The sequence below is a fragment of the uncultured Rhodococcus sp. genome, assembly GCF_963525155.1.
GTDB classification, from domain to species: domain Bacteria; phylum Actinomycetota; class Actinomycetes; order Mycobacteriales; family Mycobacteriaceae; genus Rhodococcus_F; species Rhodococcus_F qingshengii.
Genome location: NZ_CAURKP010000124.1, coordinates 1 through 15747, shown reverse-complemented (window position 1 = coordinate 15747; position 15747 = coordinate 1). Strand labels below are relative to the sequence as shown.

17 protein-coding genes are annotated in these 15747 nt (G+C 61.7%); 13 read left to right on the top strand and 4 right to left on the bottom strand.

All coding sequences use genetic code 11. From position 1 onward, the window contains the following. The 4 genes from RWT78_RS21020 to RWT78_RS21005 all read left to right on the top strand — a co-directional run. Nucleotides 1–694 (top strand): ATP-binding protein (locus tag RWT78_RS21020; RefSeq protein WP_030535669.1); only part of this gene is annotated, 694 nt, incomplete at its 5' end. Further along, nucleotides 691–1818 carry a DNA-processing protein DprA gene (gene dprA / locus RWT78_RS21015; RefSeq protein WP_256520615.1) on the top strand — a complete coding sequence of 376 codons (1128 nt, stop codon included), beginning with the start codon at nucleotides 691–693 and terminating at the stop codon, nucleotides 1816–1818. The genes RWT78_RS21020 and dprA, both read left to right, overlap by 4 nt. Nucleotides 1819–2279: 461 nt before the next feature. Continuing rightward, nucleotides 2280–2639, top strand: coding sequence for an Lsr2 family protein (locus RWT78_RS21010; RefSeq protein WP_003942721.1), 360 nt, complete (start codon nucleotides 2280–2282; stop codon nucleotides 2637–2639). 293 nt (nucleotides 2640–2932) lie between these two features. Then, on the top strand, nucleotides 2933–3703 hold the full coding sequence (locus tag RWT78_RS21005) for a siderophore-interacting protein (RefSeq protein WP_075832967.1): 771 nt from the start codon (nucleotides 2933–2935) through the stop codon (nucleotides 3701–3703). Here RWT78_RS21005 and RWT78_RS21000 read toward each other — a convergent pair. Continuing rightward, nucleotides 3700–4872, bottom strand: a complete 1173-nt coding sequence (locus tag RWT78_RS21000) for a multidrug effflux MFS transporter (RefSeq protein WP_314677915.1) — start codon at nucleotides 4870–4872, stop codon at nucleotides 3700–3702. The two genes, RWT78_RS21005 and RWT78_RS21000, sit on opposite strands and share 4 nt — an antisense overlap. An 84-nt stretch (nucleotides 4873–4956) precedes the next feature. Here RWT78_RS21000 and RWT78_RS20995 point away from each other — a divergent pair, with 84 nt between their 5' ends. Next, on the top strand, nucleotides 4957–5883 hold the full coding sequence (locus RWT78_RS20995) for a tyrosine recombinase XerC (protein WP_164490574.1): 927 nt from the start codon (nucleotides 4957–4959) through the stop codon (nucleotides 5881–5883). 123 nt (nucleotides 5884–6006) lie between these two features. After that, nucleotides 6007–7116, top strand: coding sequence for a MinD/ParA family protein (locus tag RWT78_RS20990; RefSeq protein ID WP_003942711.1), 1110 nt, complete (start codon nucleotides 6007–6009; stop codon nucleotides 7114–7116). A 25-nt stretch (nucleotides 7117–7141) separates the two neighbouring features. Here the strand turns inward: RWT78_RS20990 and RWT78_RS20985 are convergent, their stop codons facing one another. Beyond that, the gene (locus RWT78_RS20985; protein ID WP_256520616.1) at nucleotides 7142–7636 is read right to left on the bottom strand and encodes a M23 family metallopeptidase; all 495 of its coding nucleotides are present in this window, start codon (nucleotides 7634–7636) and stop codon (nucleotides 7142–7144) included. Nucleotides 7637–7949: 313 nt separating this feature from the next. Between RWT78_RS20985 and rpsB the strand changes: the two genes are divergently transcribed. From rpsB to RWT78_RS20955, 6 genes are all read left to right on the top strand, one after another. Next, nucleotides 7950–8831, top strand: coding sequence for a 30S ribosomal protein S2 (rpsB, locus tag RWT78_RS20980; RefSeq protein WP_113682954.1), 882 nt, complete (start codon nucleotides 7950–7952; stop codon nucleotides 8829–8831). 152 nt (nucleotides 8832–8983) lie between these two features. Further along, the gene (gene tsf / locus RWT78_RS20975) at nucleotides 8984–9811 is read left to right on the top strand and encodes a translation elongation factor Ts (protein ID WP_007734877.1); all 828 of its coding nucleotides are present in this window, start codon (nucleotides 8984–8986) and stop codon (nucleotides 9809–9811) included. A gap of 199 nt (nucleotides 9812–10010) precedes the next feature. Then, nucleotides 10011–10739, top strand: a complete 729-nt coding sequence (gene pyrH, locus RWT78_RS20970) for a UMP kinase (protein ID WP_003942722.1) — start codon at nucleotides 10011–10013, stop codon at nucleotides 10737–10739. A 43-nt stretch (nucleotides 10740–10782) separates the two neighbouring features. Continuing rightward, nucleotides 10783–11340: a ribosome recycling factor gene (frr, locus tag RWT78_RS20965; RefSeq protein WP_003942777.1), complete on the top strand. Its 558-nt coding sequence runs from the start codon at nucleotides 10783–10785 to the stop codon at nucleotides 11338–11340. 48 nt (nucleotides 11341–11388) lie between these two features. Continuing rightward, a complete protein-coding gene (locus RWT78_RS20960) occupies nucleotides 11389–12285 on the top strand; it encodes a phosphatidate cytidylyltransferase (protein WP_003942673.1) in 897 nt (298 codons plus the stop codon). A gap of 6 nt (nucleotides 12286–12291) precedes the next feature. Continuing rightward, the gene (locus RWT78_RS20955; protein WP_314677892.1) at nucleotides 12292–13020 is read left to right on the top strand and encodes a class I SAM-dependent methyltransferase; all 729 of its coding nucleotides are present in this window, start codon (nucleotides 12292–12294) and stop codon (nucleotides 13018–13020) included. Nucleotides 13021–13098: 78 nt separating this feature from the next. Here RWT78_RS20955 and RWT78_RS20950 read toward each other — a convergent pair whose 3' ends face one another. Both RWT78_RS20950 and RWT78_RS20945 read right to left on the bottom strand, forming a co-directional pair. Then, a complete protein-coding gene (locus RWT78_RS20950) occupies nucleotides 13099–13941 on the bottom strand; it encodes a CoA ester lyase (protein WP_314677890.1) in 843 nt (280 codons plus the stop codon). A 95-nt stretch (nucleotides 13942–14036) separates the two neighbouring features. Beyond that, a complete protein-coding gene (locus tag RWT78_RS20945; RefSeq protein ID WP_020969349.1) occupies nucleotides 14037–14447 on the bottom strand; it encodes a lipopolysaccharide assembly LapA domain-containing protein in 411 nt (136 codons plus the stop codon). Nucleotides 14448–14549: 102 nt separating this feature from the next. On the opposite strand from RWT78_RS20945, the gene rlmN reads away from it, so the two are divergent. Further along, on the top strand, nucleotides 14550–15659 hold the full coding sequence (gene rlmN / locus RWT78_RS20940; protein WP_003942816.1) for a 23S rRNA (adenine(2503)-C(2))-methyltransferase RlmN: 1110 nt from the start codon (nucleotides 14550–14552) through the stop codon (nucleotides 15657–15659). The last annotated feature ends 88 nt before the right edge of the window (nucleotides 15660–15747 follow it).

Sequence of the window (15747 nt, the reverse complement as noted above, 5' to 3'; positions counted from 1 at the left end):
TCACAGTTCGTCGGTCAGTTCGCTGGTGGGTGGTGGTAGTGGGATGGCTCGTCCTGGTGCGGTCAGTCGCGCCCATCGCGGCGTGCTGTTTCTCGACGAATGTGCCGAGATCGGGGTGAAGGTGCTCGAAGCGCTACGCACACCACTCGAAGACGGGGAAGTGCGAATCGCCCGGCGGGACGGAGTTGCTCGGTACCCGGCGCGGTTCCAGCTGATACTGGCCGCGAATCCGTGCCCATGCGCGCCGCCGCGAGACGCGGACTGCGTCTGCGCACCCGCGGCGCGTCGCCGTTACCTGGGGAAATTGTCTGGCCCGTTGTTGGACCGAGTCGACATCAGGGTCCGGATGCAGGCGGTAGCAACCGGAGCGCTGATCGACGAAGTGGGGGAAAGCACCAGCGATGTTCGTGCGCGCGTGGCGGCGGCTCGAGACACTGCAGCCCAGCGGTGGAGTGAGTACGGGTGGCGGACCAACGCGGAAGTACCAGGGCCGGCGTTGAGACAGAAGTTCAGACTCTCGCGTGCAGCGCTGGCGCCGGTGGAACGGGCGCTGCGTAAAGGTGTCATCACTGCTCGTGGGGCGGACCGAGCGTTGCGGGTTGCCTGGAGTGTAGCCGATCTGGCAGGTGAAGCGATGCCCGGACCAGACCAAGTTGTCACCGCACTCGACTTCCGAGACAGGGGATTTCAATGACTGCACACGATCCACGACTACTCGCTTGGGCATATCTGTCCCGCGTCGTGCAGGGCCCTAGCGCGCATATGTCCATGTTGATCGACGAGCTCGGGGTCGAAGAAACTGCGAGGGCGGTCCGCAACGGCGATCTGCCACCCGCAATCGAGGAGAAGACGCGAGCCCGCGCTCACATCGACACAGCCCAACGAGACCTCGACCTGATGGAGGCGATGGGTGGCAGACTCGTAACACCGAATTGCGCCGATTGGCCGGCGTGGCGAATGCTTTCCTTTGACGGACTCGATCCCTCCGGGGGTGAGACGGCACCATTTGTGTTGTGGGTGTTGGGGTCCGGGGATTTGGTTGATCTGACCGAGAGATCGGTTGGAATTGTGGGCACGCGGGCATCTACTGCGTACGGCGAACACGTGACGGCAGAGATTGCCGGTGACCTGGCTGTCGACGGATGGACCGTGATTTCCGGGGCGGCCTTCGGTATCGACGGGGCCGCGCACCGCGCTGCATTGGGCGTAGGTGGAACCACGCTGGCTGTCTTGGCCTGTGGGGTCGATCGAGCGTATCCGTCAGGGCATGCGCGACTACTCAAACAGATAGCGAGTTCGGGTGCAGTGATAAGTGAATATCCGCCGGGCACAACACCTGCAAAGTTCCGGTTTCTGGCAAGGAATCGACTGGTAGCTGCGTTGTCGGACGGAGTAGTGGTGGTCGAGGCGGGTTGGCGCAGTGGGGCACGCAATACCGCCAATTGGGCTCGGAAGTTAGGCCGTCCCGTGATGGCGGTGCCCGGACCGGTTACCTCGGCATCGTCGACCGGATGTCACCGGATGATCCGCGAAGGTGAAGCGCAACTCGTTTCCAATGCCGTGGATGTAGTCGAAGCGTCAGGCCCATTTGGAGTCGGGGATTCCGCGGAGGATGCAGCCGCGACGCGTGACATCGACGCATTGCGAGGCAATTCTCGATTGGTATACGAAGCATTGCCGGGAACGGGGTCTCGCAGTACGCGTGAGTTGTCCGAGGAATCGGGATTGCTCATAGCTCAGGTTCGTGCCACTCTTCCTCTGCTCGAACTGGAGGGATTTGCAAGTTCTGATTCCAGTGGTTGGTTTCGGACGCGGTAGTACGTGAACTACTTCCGCGCCCGTCAGACCATGCGTGGCGATGCTCACTAATCGTTTGTGAAGACCGTGAATCGTCAATACCCGCAGCGCATCGGAAATGGCACGTCAGGGCTATTTTTCACGAATTTGCTCGACTGTGTGCAATGTAATTCTCGATGCGTTTCGCCGACTCGACCTGCAAGTTCGACGGGTCTCAGGAAAGCCTCAGGTCAATGTGCATGGAAGTCCGATTAGTCTGGCTCACGATGACGGCGGGCATTGATTGGCACCCGGCATCCGAGGGATGAATGTGCAGAATTTTCAGGGTCGTGTTCGGTCGAGGCAATGCCGCTAACCCGCTGCTAATTCGGACCATTGAGTCTGTTCGGAAACGGTGAAGGCTTTCGAACTTCTTTTGTTCATCAACGCTCTATCTGTGTATTGTGAAGGAGAATTGAATCGATCATTGAAAGAGGAGTGCAATGGCTGAGAAGCTGATTCGGCAACTCATCGACGACCTTGATGGTAAGCCGATTGACGATGGATTCGGTGATCGAATTGAGTTCTCTTACCAGGGAACGGATTACGTGATCGATCTGCGCGCCACCAATGCAGAGAAGTTCGACGCTGCGGTGAAGCCGTTCGTCGAGGCTGCTGCGAAGGTGAGCGGGAAGCGCGGCAAGAAGGCTCAGGCTGCATCTCCGCAGGCCACATCAGGTTCCGGACGCTCCAAGGAGACGCTCCAGGCCATCCGTGACTGGGCAGGTAAGAACGGTTACGAAGTTGCTCCGCGTGGGCGTATCAAAGCGGAAATCATCGACGCTTTCGATGCTGCACACTAGATTGAATTAAATACACCTCTGGCTCTCGGCGAACTCGCCGGGAGCCAGAGGTGTATTTTACTGTTGCTTTGCCGAGTTCTCGGACGGCTTTGTCCGACAGGTCGTCCATGTGAAGCTGATCAGATAATTCGTCTATGCCGCACCGAATTTACCCAGCAGATTGGTCGGTTTCTTTCGCTGTGCACAAAGGTCGACAGAGCGCTGTGTGGAGTCGCCGGCGAGGTATTTCGCCCTCGTGCTGCAATAGTCGTGTACATTAGTTAGGTAACACTAACTTTCGGAAGGATCTTTCTGTGGCCAAGCCGACAACTGCATTGACGGTTCTGCGGACCGAACAATTGACCCCCCATATGGTACGAGTGTTTCTCGGGGGACCAGGCTTCGAGTCGTTCACTCCCAGCGAATACAGCGATTCCTATGTAAAGATCGAATTCGGCACTCCTGATCAGCCGACACTGCGCACCTACACGATTCGATCGTACGATCTTGATGCCAAAGAGATTGCAATCGATTTTGTCGTCCACGGCGACATGGGTGTTGCAGGTCCGTGGGCCGCGTCGGTTCAGCCGGGCGCTGAGATTACTCTGCGGGGACCCGGTGGCGCGTTTTCGCCGTCACCAACCGCTGATTGGTATCTCTTCGTCGGAGACGAGACCGCAATACCCGCTATTTCCGCGTCGATAGCGAGATTGGCGCCGGATGCGGTCGGCTACGCCGTCGTCGAAGTCGGTGGACCGGAAGACGAAATCGCGCTCGATGCCCCAGAAGGTATTGCCGTGACCTGGCTGCATCGCGGGGCATCGTCCGACGCGGTCGGCGAAGAATTGGCGGGCGACAACGCTCCGGTTGTCGCCGCGGTCAAGGCTCTCGAGTGGTTGCCGGGCGAACCGCACGTGTTCATTCACGGTGAAGCGCAAGCCGTCATGCACAACCTCCGGCCGTACATTCGCAAGGAACGAAATGTCCCGGCGTCGGCCGCTTCCATTTCCGGCTATTGGCGTCGTGGTCGCACCGAAGAGGGCTTCCGGGTCTGGAAGTCCGAACTCGCTGCGGCCGAAAACTAACTCGCGGCGGCCGTGCCGCGAGTCAGCAACACGAGCGCAACGGCCGCGAGAACTCCGAAGGTGGGAATTGCGATTGCCATCGGAACTGCCGTGTCTTCTCCCGCAATTCCCACCAATGGCGAAACCAGCGCCGCCAAGCCGAACTGGCCCGCTCCCATCAGCGCTGAACCGGTCCCGGCCGCGTTGGTGACCTCTCCTTGGGCGAGAGCGGTCGCATTCCCCATGATGAACCCGATGCTCGAAATTGCCACGAACAGTGGGACCAAGATCAACCAGGTATTCGTGGAACTGAAAACCACGCTGGTGCAGAACAATACGGCGCCGCCCGTGAGGAGTAGGCACACCCCGAAACGCAGCAGCGTGCGTGCTCCGACGCGGCCGAGCAGGCGAGTGGTGATCATCGCTGCCGTGACCATTCCGGTGGCGTTCACTGCGAACACGATCGAGAATTGTGACGGACTCAGCCCGAGAACGTTCTGAACGACGAACGGTGACGCGGAGATGTACGCGAACAGGGCGCCGAATCCGAAGACGAATGCGAGCGCATATCCGAGGTAGTGCCGATTGCGGACCACGTATCGCAGATTCGAGATCAGGGCCTTCAATCCGCCGCCGTGGCGTCGCTCGGGCGGAAGTGTCTCGGGAACGAGCAAAACGACACCAGCCACCATTACAGCGCCCGCGACCGCCAGGACCCAGAAGATCCCGCGCCACCCGACGGGGCCGAGAAGTGCGCCGCCGATCAGTGGCGCGACCACGGGAGCGATACCGCCGATGATCATCATGATGCTGAAGAGCTTCGCTGCGTCGTCGCCACGCGCTCGGTCGCCAATACAAGCGCGGGCAAGAACGATGGCAGCGCCTCCACTCAAGCCCTGGACGAGTCGTGCACCGATGAGAAACTCGATGTTCGGCGCCACCGCGCATGCCGCGCCGCTCAGTGCCGTGATGATTGTCGCGGCCAGCAGTATTCGTCGCCTGCCAAGTCCGTCGGAGATCGGACCGATGATCAGCTGGCCGATTCCGAGGCCTGCCATGAAGGTGGTCAGCGTGAGTTGAACGCTGGCCGCAGTAGTGTCGAGTGCATCCGCCATCAACGGTAGGCCGGGCAGGTACATGTCGATGGACAGTGGAGCGATTGCGGAAATCAGTGCCAGTACGCACAACATCTTCAGAGGAATTGCTCGATTCACCGATCAACCCTATCGGCGAGGGAGCTTGCAGTTTCAATCGCGGCGAGCGAGCGTGTGTTCATGACTGACGCATTGCCGGCGAGCTTGAGCGTTCACCTCGATGCGTATGCCGAGCACCTCCGACTGAGCCGAGGCCGGTCGGAACACACGATCCGCGCCTACGTCGGTGACGCGCGGGCATTGCTGACCCATTTCTCCGCGGGTTCGGAGAATGCAGATCTCGACCGCCTCGACCTTGGAGTCATGCGTTCGTGGTTGGCCGCCCAGAATGCCGTAGGAACAGCCCGTACGACGGTAGCTCGACGGGCTTCTTCGGCGCGTGGGTTCACTGCGTGGCTCGCGCAGACTGGACGCATTTCCGTCGACCCGGGCACACGTCTGGCGGCTCCACCCGCTCGCCGGACGCTGCCGACGGTGCTGCGTCAGAGCCAGGCCCTCGACGCAATGGATGCGGCGGAAAGCGGTGCGCAGCAACAAGAGCCGCTCGCCCTGCGAGACCGACTCATCGTGGAATTGTTGTACTCCACCGGAATTCGAGTCGGCGAGTTGTGTGGGCTGGACGTCGAGTCGGTCGATGCGGATCGACGTTTGCTTCGTGTTCTCGGCAAGGGGAACAAGGAGCGGTCGGTGCCATACGGCCTGCCCGCAGAATCGGCACTGAACGGCTGGCTGGAGCACGGACGACCCGCGCTGTGTTCGGATCGGTCCGGGCGAGCGTTGCTCCTCGGAGTTCGAGGCGGCCGGCTCGATCAGCGTCAGGCGCGTTCGGTGGTCCACGAAACCATGGCTGCAATTCCAGGGGCTCCCGACATGGGTCCGCACGGGCTTCGGCACTCGGCTGCGACACATTTGCTGGAGGGTGGTGCGGACCTTCGTGTGGTCCAAGAACTCCTCGGTCATGCGAGTTTGGCGACCACTCAGCTGTACACGCACGTGTCGGTCGAACGGCTTCGATCCGTCCACGATCAGGCCCATCCGCGCGCCTGATTTGTGGAGCGACGCGAGTTCTCGGCTGGTATTTGGTAGCGTCGCAGCTCAGAAGAGTGAACAATCGGCAAAGTTCGATCGTCGTGTCGAGACACTCGATTACATGCGATATCCGGGGGATTCGTGAACCGCCAAGATGTGAAGCACCTGCCGAACAGCGGCCAACCAGCCTGGCTGTCCGAATCGCCGCAACCGGCTCCCGAGCCGGCGCCGACGCCGGAGCCTGTGGCGCGACTGCAAGAGGTCTGGTCCACGCCACCGCCACCGTCGAGCCAACAGCAGGTGACAAACCAGGATCTGGTTGCCGAAGCTTTACTGAAACGCCCGAAACGGACGCCGCGTGGCGGCTGGCGTAGGGGATTGCATCGTGCGACCGGAGGTGTGGTCAATCTGGGGGATTCGACCAACGAACAGCGCAACCGTGCACTGGCCGCCCGAATCGAGCAGCCGATCCGCAACGACTACCGAGTCGCTCTGCTCTCGCTCAAAGGGGGAGTGGGCAAGACGACGGTCACGGTCGGACTCGGTGCGACGTTTGCTTCGCTGCGTGGTGACTGCGTCGTGGCGGTTGACGCCAATCCCGATTTCGGGACTTTGGCACAACGTGTTCCGCTGCAGACCAATTCGACAGTGCGCGATCTGATTGCTGCTAGACCGGACATAAAGAGCTATTCGGACGTTCGAGTGCACACATCCCAGTCGTCGAGTCGTCTCGAGGTGCTGGCGAGTGAGCAGGATCCGGCGATTTCGGAGGCATTCAGCGAGGCCGACTATCGCCAGGTCATCGACATCTTGCAGGTCTACTACAACATCATCCTCACTGATTGCGGTACCGGGATCATGCACTCGGCGATGAACGGCGTTCTGGATCTTGCCAATTCGTTGGTTCTGGTCAGTTCGCCGGCAATCGACGGAGCGCGCAGTGCGGCGGCAACGCTCGATTGGCTTCAGTTGCACGGATACGGCCATCTGGTCGAGCGGACCGTCGTCGTCATCAGCGCCGCCCGACCAGGGTCGAGCGTCATCGACATGGACGCGTTGGTGGACTATTTCATGCGTCGATGCCGCGCCGTCGAGGTCATTCCTTTCGACGAGCATCTCGCGGAGGGGTCGGTGATGGACCTCGAATTGATGCGACCGGCCACCAGACGAGCGTTCATGGAACTGGCAGCGATGGTGGCCGACGACTTCGCGGACGCTGTGGGTCGGCACGCCGTCTCCGAGTGGCACTGATTCTGCGACCGATTTCTGCGACCGATCAGCCTCCTTTCAATGGCTTGAGCCTGAGCGGGTGCGACCGAACCAGTCCGAGTGGATCGAGATACTCGCGTCCTCTGCGCAAGCCCCAGTGCAAACATGCTTCGACAGCGCACCCTTCGTGCCCGGTTTCGAGGGTTCCGATCACTGACCTGGCTGCGACGCGTTCACCTGTGCGAACGACTGCGGTGACGGGTTCGTAGGTCGTGCGTAGGCCGCCGGAATGATCGATCGACACCGTCGGCTTTCCGGCGACCACTCCCGCGAACACCACGATGCCGTCACCGGCCGCGAGGACGGATTGGCCGGCGCTGCCGCCGAGATCGACCCCGCGATGACCCGGCAGCCAGTTCTCGGCCGGTTTGTCGAAAGCGCGTTCCACGTGCGGCCGAGGAGCGAGCGGCCAGTCGAATCGCGTGTCTGCTGACGCCGTGCCTACGGCGACACAGCAGGAGATCACGGCGAAGGCCACGCCTCGTCGAGCTCCGCGCAACATCGTCATTCCTTGATCTTGCGTGGAGTAGCGCACGCTTCAATGCAGATCAGACGGGTAATCCACAAGGTAGCCGCCGATCCACAACCGCCGGTTCGGTCTGTTGCTTCCGGGGTGGTTATGGCATCGGGGGACGAGGACGTACACTTGTCGAGCGGTCTGTGCTCGCACAGTCCGACTTCGCGCGCCCGCGCACGTTTTCCGGCCTCGGCTGGTCCTGGTTCTCACGAAACAGGTCCGACGGCCGTGCGGGTGCCAGGGCAGGGATCACCCGATCGCCTGCATCAACCGGATTGAAAGTTTGAGGTACACAGCCATGGCTGTCGTAACCATGAAGCAGATGCTCGATAGTGGAACCCACTTCGGACATCAGACCCGTCGCTGGAACCCGAAGATGAAGCGATTCATCTTGACCGACCGCAACGGCATCTACATCATCGACCTCCAGCAGACGCTGACGTACATCGACAAGGCGTACGAGTTCGTCAAGGAGACCGTTGCCCACGGCGGCACCGTTCTCTTCGTCGGTACCAAGAAGCAGGCGCAGGAGTCCATCGCTTCCGAAGCGACTCGCGTCGGAATGCCCTACGTCAACCAGCGTTGGCTCGGCGGCATGCTCACCAACTTCACCACCGTTCACAAGCGTCTGCTTCGCCTCAAGGAGCTCGAGGCAATGGAGCAGACCGGTGGATTCGAAGGTCGCACCAAGAAGGAAATCCTCATGCTCACGCGTGAGATGACCAAGCTGGATCGCACCCTCGGTGGTATCCGCGACATGGCCAAGGTTCCTTCCGCGGTGTGGATCGTCGACACCAACAAGGAGCACCTGGCAGTTGCCGAGGCTCGCAAGCTGAACATCCCGGTCATCGCGATCCTGGACACCAACTGCGACCCCGACCTCGTCGACTACCCGATCCCGGGCAACGACGACGCCATCCGTTCCGCAGCACTGCTGACCAAGGTTGTCGCTTCCGCGGTTGCCGAAGGTGTGCAGGCACGTGCAGGACTGAGCGCCGACAAGGACGCGAAGCCCGAAGCCGGCGCAGGCGAGCCCCTCGCCGAGTGGGAGCAGGAACTGCTCTCGCAGGCAGCTCCGGCCGCAGAGGCTGAGGCAGCTCCGGCTGCAGAGGCTGAGGCAGCTCCGGCTGCAGAGGCTGAGGCAGCCCCCGCCGCAGAGGCACCGGCCACCGAGGCCTGATTCGTTGAAACCGGCCCTGACCAAGAGTTCTTTTGGTCAGGGCCGTTTCACCGTTAGGCCCGAGCACCACCGTCAGGCCGTGCTTCACCGTTAGGCCGTGCTTCACCGTTAGTCCTAGGTCCGAAACAGACACATGAGGAGGCTCGCTAATCATGGCGAACTACACCGCCGCTGACGTCAAGCGGCTCCGTGAGCTCACCGGCTCCGGAATGATGGCATGTAAGAACGCACTCGCAGATGCAGACGGCGATTTCGACAAGGCCGTCGAGCAGCTGCGCATCAAGGGCGCGAAGGATGTCGGAAAGCGCGCAGAGCGCACTACCGCTGAGGGTCTCGTCGTCGCCAAGGACGGCGTCATGATCGAGATCAACTGCGAGACCGACTTCGTCGCCAAGAACGACGAGTTCATCAAGCTGGCCGACGAGATCGTGACCGTCGCTGCTGCTGGTAAGCCTGCTGACCTCGACGCTCTCAAGGCGCTCGAGCTCGACGGCAAGACCATCGACACCGTCATTGCGGAGCAGTCCGCGAAGATCGGTGAGAAGCTCGAACTGAGCCGCGTCGCTTCCTTCGACGGCCCCGTTGCCGTTTACCTGCACAAGCGCAGCTCCGACTTGCCGCCCGCTGTCGGCGTTCTCGTCGAGTACACCGGTGAAGGCGATGCTGCTGCTGAGGCCGCTCGCGGCGCTGCAATGCAGGTCGCAGCACTCAAGGCGAAGTACGTCACGCGTGACGAGGTTCCCGAGGAGATCGTCGCTTCCGAGCGTCACATCGCCGAAGAGACCGCCCGCGCAGAAGGCAAGCCCGAGCAGGCACTGCCGAAGATCATCGAAGGCCGCGTCAACGGTTACTTCAAGGACGTCGTTCTGACCGAGCAGTCTTCGGTCACGGACTCCAAGAAGACCGTCAAGGCGATCCTCGACGAGGCAGGCGTGACCATCAAGCGCTTCGTGCGTTTCGAGGTCGGCGCCTCCGCTTAATTCGGAGCCCGCACACATGGACCCCGCCTGAAGAGCATTGCTCTACCGGCGGGGTCTACGTGTACCTGGGGCCTCCGATGAGGCAGGATGAGAGTGCCTCGGGACGAGTCCCGGGGGCTTTCCTATGCCGCGGTGTCCGATTCGGCGGCAGAAGAAGAATGAAGGACCTACACGGTCTTGTATCGAACTGAGGAGAACAATGTCCGAACCAGCCAACGAACGTCCAGGATTCAAGCGGGTCCTGCTCAAACTCGGCGGCGAAATGTTCGGAGGCGGCAAAGTCGGTCTCGATCCCGACGTGGTCACCAAGGTGGCTGAGCAGATCGCAGAGGTCGTTCGATCGGGCGTACAGGTTGCAGTGGTCATCGGCGGCGGAAACTTCTTCCGCGGAGCGGAACTGCAGCAGCGTGGCCTCGATCGCGCGCGCTCCGACTACATGGGCATGCTAGGCACCGTCATGAACTGCCTCGCTCTGCAGGATTTCCTGGAGAAGGCGGGCGTCGATTCTCGCGTGCAGACGGCCATCACCATGGGCCAGGTCGCCGAGCCGTACCTCCCCCTTCGCGCACGTAGGCACCTCGAGAAGGGGCGCGTAGTCATCTTCGGTGCCGGGATGGGTATGCCCTACTTCTCGACTGACACCACTGCTGCGCAGCGCGCGCTGGAGATCGGTGCCGAGGTAGTGCTGATGGCCAAGGCTGTCGACGGCGTCTACTCGGCCGACCCGCGTCTCGACCCGGACGCGACGATGTACGAACAGATCACGCACCGTGAGGTCATCGAACGTGAGCTCAAGGTCGCGGACGCGACGGCATTCAGCCTGTGCATGGACAACTCGATGCCGATGATGGTGTTCAACCTCCTCACCGAAGGAAACATCGCTCGCGCGGTGTCCGGTGAGAAGATCGGCACCCTGATCAAGTCGTGAGTGACACCCAAAAAATGATGCAGAACAACATGGAGGAACAGCCGTGATCGATGAAGCGCTCTTCGAGGCAGAAGAGAAGATGGAAAAGGCTGTCACGGTAGCCAAGGACGATCTCGGCTCGGTTCGCACCGGACGCGCGAACCCCGGTATGTTCTCGCGCATCGTGATCGACTACTACGGTTCGATCACGCCGATCACGCAGCTCGCGAGCATCAACGTCCCCGAGGCCCGCATGGTCATCGTCAAGCCGTACGAGGCTTCGCAGCTCAACGCGATCGAGACGGCGATCCGCAACTCGGATCTCGGTGTGAACCCGTCCAACGACGGCAGCATCATCCGCATTTCGGTTCCGCAGCTCACGGAAGAGCGTCGTCGTGAACTGGTGAAGCAGGCCAAGTCCAAGGGCGAGGATTCGAAGGTCACGCTGCGCAACATCCGCCGCAAGGCGATGGACGAACTCGGCCGGATCCAGAAGGACGGTGAAGCCGGCGAGGACGAGGTCGGTCGCGCAGAGAAAGAACTCGACAAGACCACGGCGAAGTACGTGCACACGGTCGAGGAACTCGTCAAGCACAAGGAAGCAGAGTTGATGGAGGTATAGCCTCCTCATTTGCAGTGTTTGTCGTCGGGAGTAGATCAGGGAGTTTGGGTGCACGCACAAGAGGGAACCGCCGGTGGTCCCGTCACGGACGGGCCTACGGGCGGCGCTGAGGGCGCGCAACCGCCGAAGTCGAAGGCGGGCAGGAACCTACCTGCCGCCATCGGCGTCGGAGCTGGCCTCGGCGCCTTGGTCATCGGCACTTTGATCTTCCTGCCCCCGGGATGGATCGCTGTCGTCGCGATCGCGATGTTCATCGCGACGTGGGAGGTCACCACGCGGCTTCGTGAAGCCGACATCGAGGTGCCGCGAATTCCGCTTCTCGTCGGCGGGCAAGCCACGATCTGGCTCGGCTGGCCGTGGGGACCGGTCGGGGTGCTCAGCGGATTCACCGCGACCGTTCTGGTGTGCATGGTGTGGCGGTTGTTCGACCACGGGCTCAAAGCGACCCCGAAGAACTTCCTGAGAGACACCTCCATCACGGTGTTCGTTCTGGCGTGGATCCCGCTGTTGGCGTCATTCGGTGCGTTGATGGTGCTCGAAGACGACGGCCCCGGTCGCGTCTTCGTCCTGATGATCGGTGTCGTGTGCTCCGACATCGGCGGCTACGCGGCTGGAGTGCTGTTCGGGAAGCATCCGATGGTGCCCGCTGTGAGCCCGAAGAAGTCCTGGGAGGGATTCGTCGGCTCCCTCATTTTCTGCGTCATCGGCAGTTTGCTTTCGGTGACGTTGATCCTCGACGCGAATTCGATGATCGGCGTCCTGCTCGGTGTCGTCCTGGTGGTAGTCGCGACGGTCGGCGACCTGATCGAATCGCAGATCAAGCGTGAACTCGGCATCAAGGACATGGGAACCTTGCTTCCCGGTCACGGCGGAATCATGGACCGCCTGGATTCACTCCTGCCGTCGGCATTTGTCACCTGGCTGATTCTGTACGCACTCGTCTGATTTCTCGTGCGTGATTTCTTCTCCGGCCGATCCAAGCCGATCCCCAGTCCGAACATCTGGCATTGGCCGGACGTGTACGAAATCGAGAACCGCGCGCAGGACGTCGACGGTTCCCTCTGGGCTGCGATGCGAGCCCGGGTCGACTGGTCTGGACGCGATGTCGTCGATGTCGGCTGTGGGGCGGGGTTCCATCTACCGGAGTTCGCTCGTACTGCCCGTCGTGTTGTCGGAGTGGAGCCGCACGCACCGCTGGTGAAGGCCGCGCGGGAACGAACCCGCGATTCGGCGTCGATCGACGTAGTCCAGGGTTCAGCAGAGTCCACAGGTCTGGTGGATGCTTCAGTCGATCTCGTTCATGCCCGTACGGCGTACTTCTTCGGAAAAGGCTGCGGCCCGGGAATTCGTGAGGCCATGCGCATCCTGAGGCCCGGGGGAGTCTTGCTGATCGTGGACCTCGATGTGAGCGCCGGACCGTACGGAGAGTGGATGAGGGCGGATCTGCCCAAATACGATCCCGCGGCGGTCGAAGCGTTCTTCGAGGCTCAAGGATTCTCGCTCACGCGCGTCGACACCCGGTGGGAGTTCGAGAATCGAGACGATATGCGGCGGGTACTCGGAATCGAGTTCACCGAGAAGACTGCCGAGCGTGCGTTCTCGCAAGTAACGGGATTGGGCTTCACGGTGCGATACCGGATCCATGTTCGGTCCAAACCACGATCACTCGAACTTGCGTGAAGGCGGGCTCAAAAGACGAACGTCAGGCGCTCCGACTTGAGCGCCTGACGTTTTCTGCACCGATTCAGTAGTAAAAAATCAGTGATCGGTGGGGATGTGGAACAGGGTGGCGAGCTTGTGAATCTTCTTCGCCTTGGCGAGCTTGGGCAAGTCGCTGCCGTCGCGCACGCGTGAGCCGTCTTCGCCGAGATCGTCGATGACATTCTGAGCCCAGATCGCGTCGGCCACGGAGGGACTCAGTCCCGCGTTGACGGGGGCAGTCTGCGCGGTGGTCATGCAGAGTTTGCCGGCCATGCCGAGTGACAAGGTGATCGCACAGTCTCGGGCGAGCAGATCCAGATCGGGGCCGAGCGTGGGACCGTCGATCGGCGGAGCGATGCGTGCCGCGCGGCTGGCGATGGTGAGCCGCGAACGCGGGTACGACATCGACGTGGGGGAGTCGTCCATCCCAGTGTCGCGCCGGAAGTCGCCGCTGCCGAATGCGAGACGGAAGATGCCGTCAGTGCGTGCGATCTCGGGGGCAGCCTCGAGTCCCACCGCAGATTCGACGAGAGCAAGAATCTTGGTGCCGTCGGGAAGTCGCTCGGCCGTGGCGTCGGCCTGCTGACCGCTTTCGGTCTTTGCGAGCATGACACCCTCGAGTCCGGGGAGGCCCGCGAGTACGGCCAGATCCTCTTCCCAGAATGGTGTCGTGGCGTCGTTGATCCGAACCCAGGCGTGATTGTGTTCGCTCAGGAATGCGGCGACATCGCGGCGGGCAGCTGGTTTGTTGGGTGCGGTGACGGCATCCTCGAGGTCGAGAATGACGGCGTCGGCCGCCCACGCGAGTTCGGCGGCGAAGGTTTGCGGGTTTGTCGCGGGGGCGAGGAGCCACGACCAATCCAACAGCGGGGCCAAAAGCGAGGTCACAGGTCTCTCCATGTGAGTAGTCACATCAGGGCCTTTCCGGTGATTTCCACGACATCAATGATGCCTGCTGGCCCATCGATCGACCCAATTGCGTAACTAGATTTCAGTCACATCTGCCGCTTCGCTGCGCGCCGGATCTGAATGATGCGAACGCCACCTGCCAACGCCATGATCAACGCGCCCGCGATGGCGGAAAGCAGGATCGTGATTCCGAGCGGAAAGTCGATCTGCCAGGCGAGGATCTTGACGGAGACGCTCTCGAGGTTCTGCAGGATGAACACCAGCAGTAAGATCAGCACAATTGCGCCTATGACCAGGCCAACCCAGGTCGTCGCAGCCCTGGTTCGGTCGGTGACCGACGTTCCGGTCGGCACCGGTTCAGGCGTCGGTGTCGGTTCCGGATCGTGTTTTTCCACTGCCTTGTCCTCGCCCACCTTCGGAAGTTCCGGATCGGGACCGAAACCGTCGGCGGGGCCGTACACGGGGGAGTTCGACGGATCCTCTGGTGTGGTTGACATGACATGATCATCACGCAACCTGCGCAAAGTTGCACGGGTAATCCGGCCACAATCGGGTGGCAGTGGGGTAGCACCCCAAAACAATGGGACAATGGTGTAACTATGGCTGCCTCTCTTCCCCTCGTTTTCACTGCACCCAAGCGCGGAATGCCTCCACGGCACCTCGCCGATCTCGATTCCGCCGAGCGCAAAGAAGCGGTGAAAGAGCTCGGCCTTCCGGCTTTCCGGGCTGATCAGCTGGCGCGTCAGTACTACGCGCGGCTCGAAGCCGATCCGGAGAAGATGACCGATCTTCCCGCATCGGTGCGCGAGAAGGTGGGGGAGTCGCTGTTCCCGACCTTGTTGACCCCGATCAAGCACCTCGCGTGCGATTCGGGCGACACTCGCAAGACCCTGTGGAAGGCACATGACGGAACGCTGCTCGAAAGCGTCCTGATGCGTTATCCCGATCGGGCGACACTCTGTATCTCGAGTCAGGCGGGCTGCGGAATGGCCTGCCCGTTCTGTGCGACGGGTCAGGGCGGCCTCGACCGCAACCTCTCGACCGCCGAGATCGTCGATCAGGTTCGCGAGGCAGCGGCCGCCATGCGCGACGGCGAAGTCGCCGGCGGCCCCGGACGCCTCTCGAACGTCGTGTTCATGGGTATGGGCGAGCCTTTGGCGAACTACAAGCGCGTGGTGGCAGCGGTACGACGCATCACCTCGCCCGCACCCGACGGGCTCGGCCTGTCTCAGCGGTCCGTCACGGTCTCGACCGTCGGCCTCGCTCCCGCTATCCGCAAGCTCGCTGACGAAGGCCTGAGCGTCACGCTGGCGGTATCGCTGCACACACCGGACGACGAACTGCGCGACACACTTGTGCCGGTCAACAATCGCTGGTCAGTGTCGGAGGTACTTCAGGCTGCCCGGTACTACGCAGACAAGACCGGTCGCCGTGTGTCCATCGAGTACGCGATGATCAAGAACGTCAACGATCAGCCGTGGCGCGCGGACATGCTGGGCAAGAAGCTGAAGAAAGCACTCGGCGGGTTGGTGCACGTCAACCTGATTCCGCTCAACCCGACTCCGGGTAGCGAGTGGGACGCGAGCCCCAAGGACGTCGAGCGTGAGTTCGTGCGTCGGGTCATCGCCCAGGGCGTCTCGTGCACGGTGCGCGATACGCGCGGTCAGGAAATCGCCGCAGCCTGTGGCCAGCTGGCAGCCGAGAACTGAAACGTTCCAGGCCTGAAACACGTAAAGAGAAGGGGGCCCCGAAAGTTAGTTTGGGGGTGCGGTGTGTGTGGGGGGTGTTTGGGGGGGG

Excerpts from the sequence above, each read along its gene's own strand:
- dprA (WP_256520615.1), top strand. The coding sequence starts at position 691 with ATGACTGCACACGATCCACGACTACTCGCTTGGGCATATCTGTCCCGC.
- RWT78_RS21010 (WP_003942721.1), top strand. The coding sequence starts at position 2,280 with ATGGCTGAGAAGCTGATTCGGCAACTCATCGACGACCTTGATGGTAAG.
- RWT78_RS21000 (WP_314677915.1), bottom strand. The coding sequence starts at position 4,872 with ATGTTGTGCGTACTGGCACTGATTTCCGCAATCGCTCCACTGTCCATC.
- RWT78_RS20995 (WP_164490574.1), top strand. The coding sequence starts at position 4,957 with ATGACTGACGCATTGCCGGCGAGCTTGAGCGTTCACCTCGATGCGTAT.
- RWT78_RS20985 (WP_256520616.1), bottom strand. The coding sequence starts at position 7,636 with ATGTTGCGCGGAGCTCGACGAGGCGTGGCCTTCGCCGTGATCTCCTGC.
- rpsB (WP_113682954.1), top strand. The coding sequence starts at position 7,950 with ATGGCTGTCGTAACCATGAAGCAGATGCTCGATAGTGGAACCCACTTC.
- tsf (WP_007734877.1), top strand. The coding sequence starts at position 8,984 with ATGGCGAACTACACCGCCGCTGACGTCAAGCGGCTCCGTGAGCTCACC.
- pyrH (WP_003942722.1), top strand. The coding sequence starts at position 10,011 with ATGTCCGAACCAGCCAACGAACGTCCAGGATTCAAGCGGGTCCTGCTC.
- RWT78_RS20950 (WP_314677890.1), bottom strand. The coding sequence starts at position 13,941 with ATGGAGAGACCTGTGACCTCGCTTTTGGCCCCGCTGTTGGATTGGTCG.
- RWT78_RS20945 (WP_020969349.1), bottom strand. The coding sequence starts at position 14,447 with ATGTCAACCACACCAGAGGATCCGTCGAACTCCCCCGTGTACGGCCCC.
- rlmN (WP_003942816.1), top strand. The coding sequence starts at position 14,550 with ATGGCTGCCTCTCTTCCCCTCGTTTTCACTGCACCCAAGCGCGGAATG.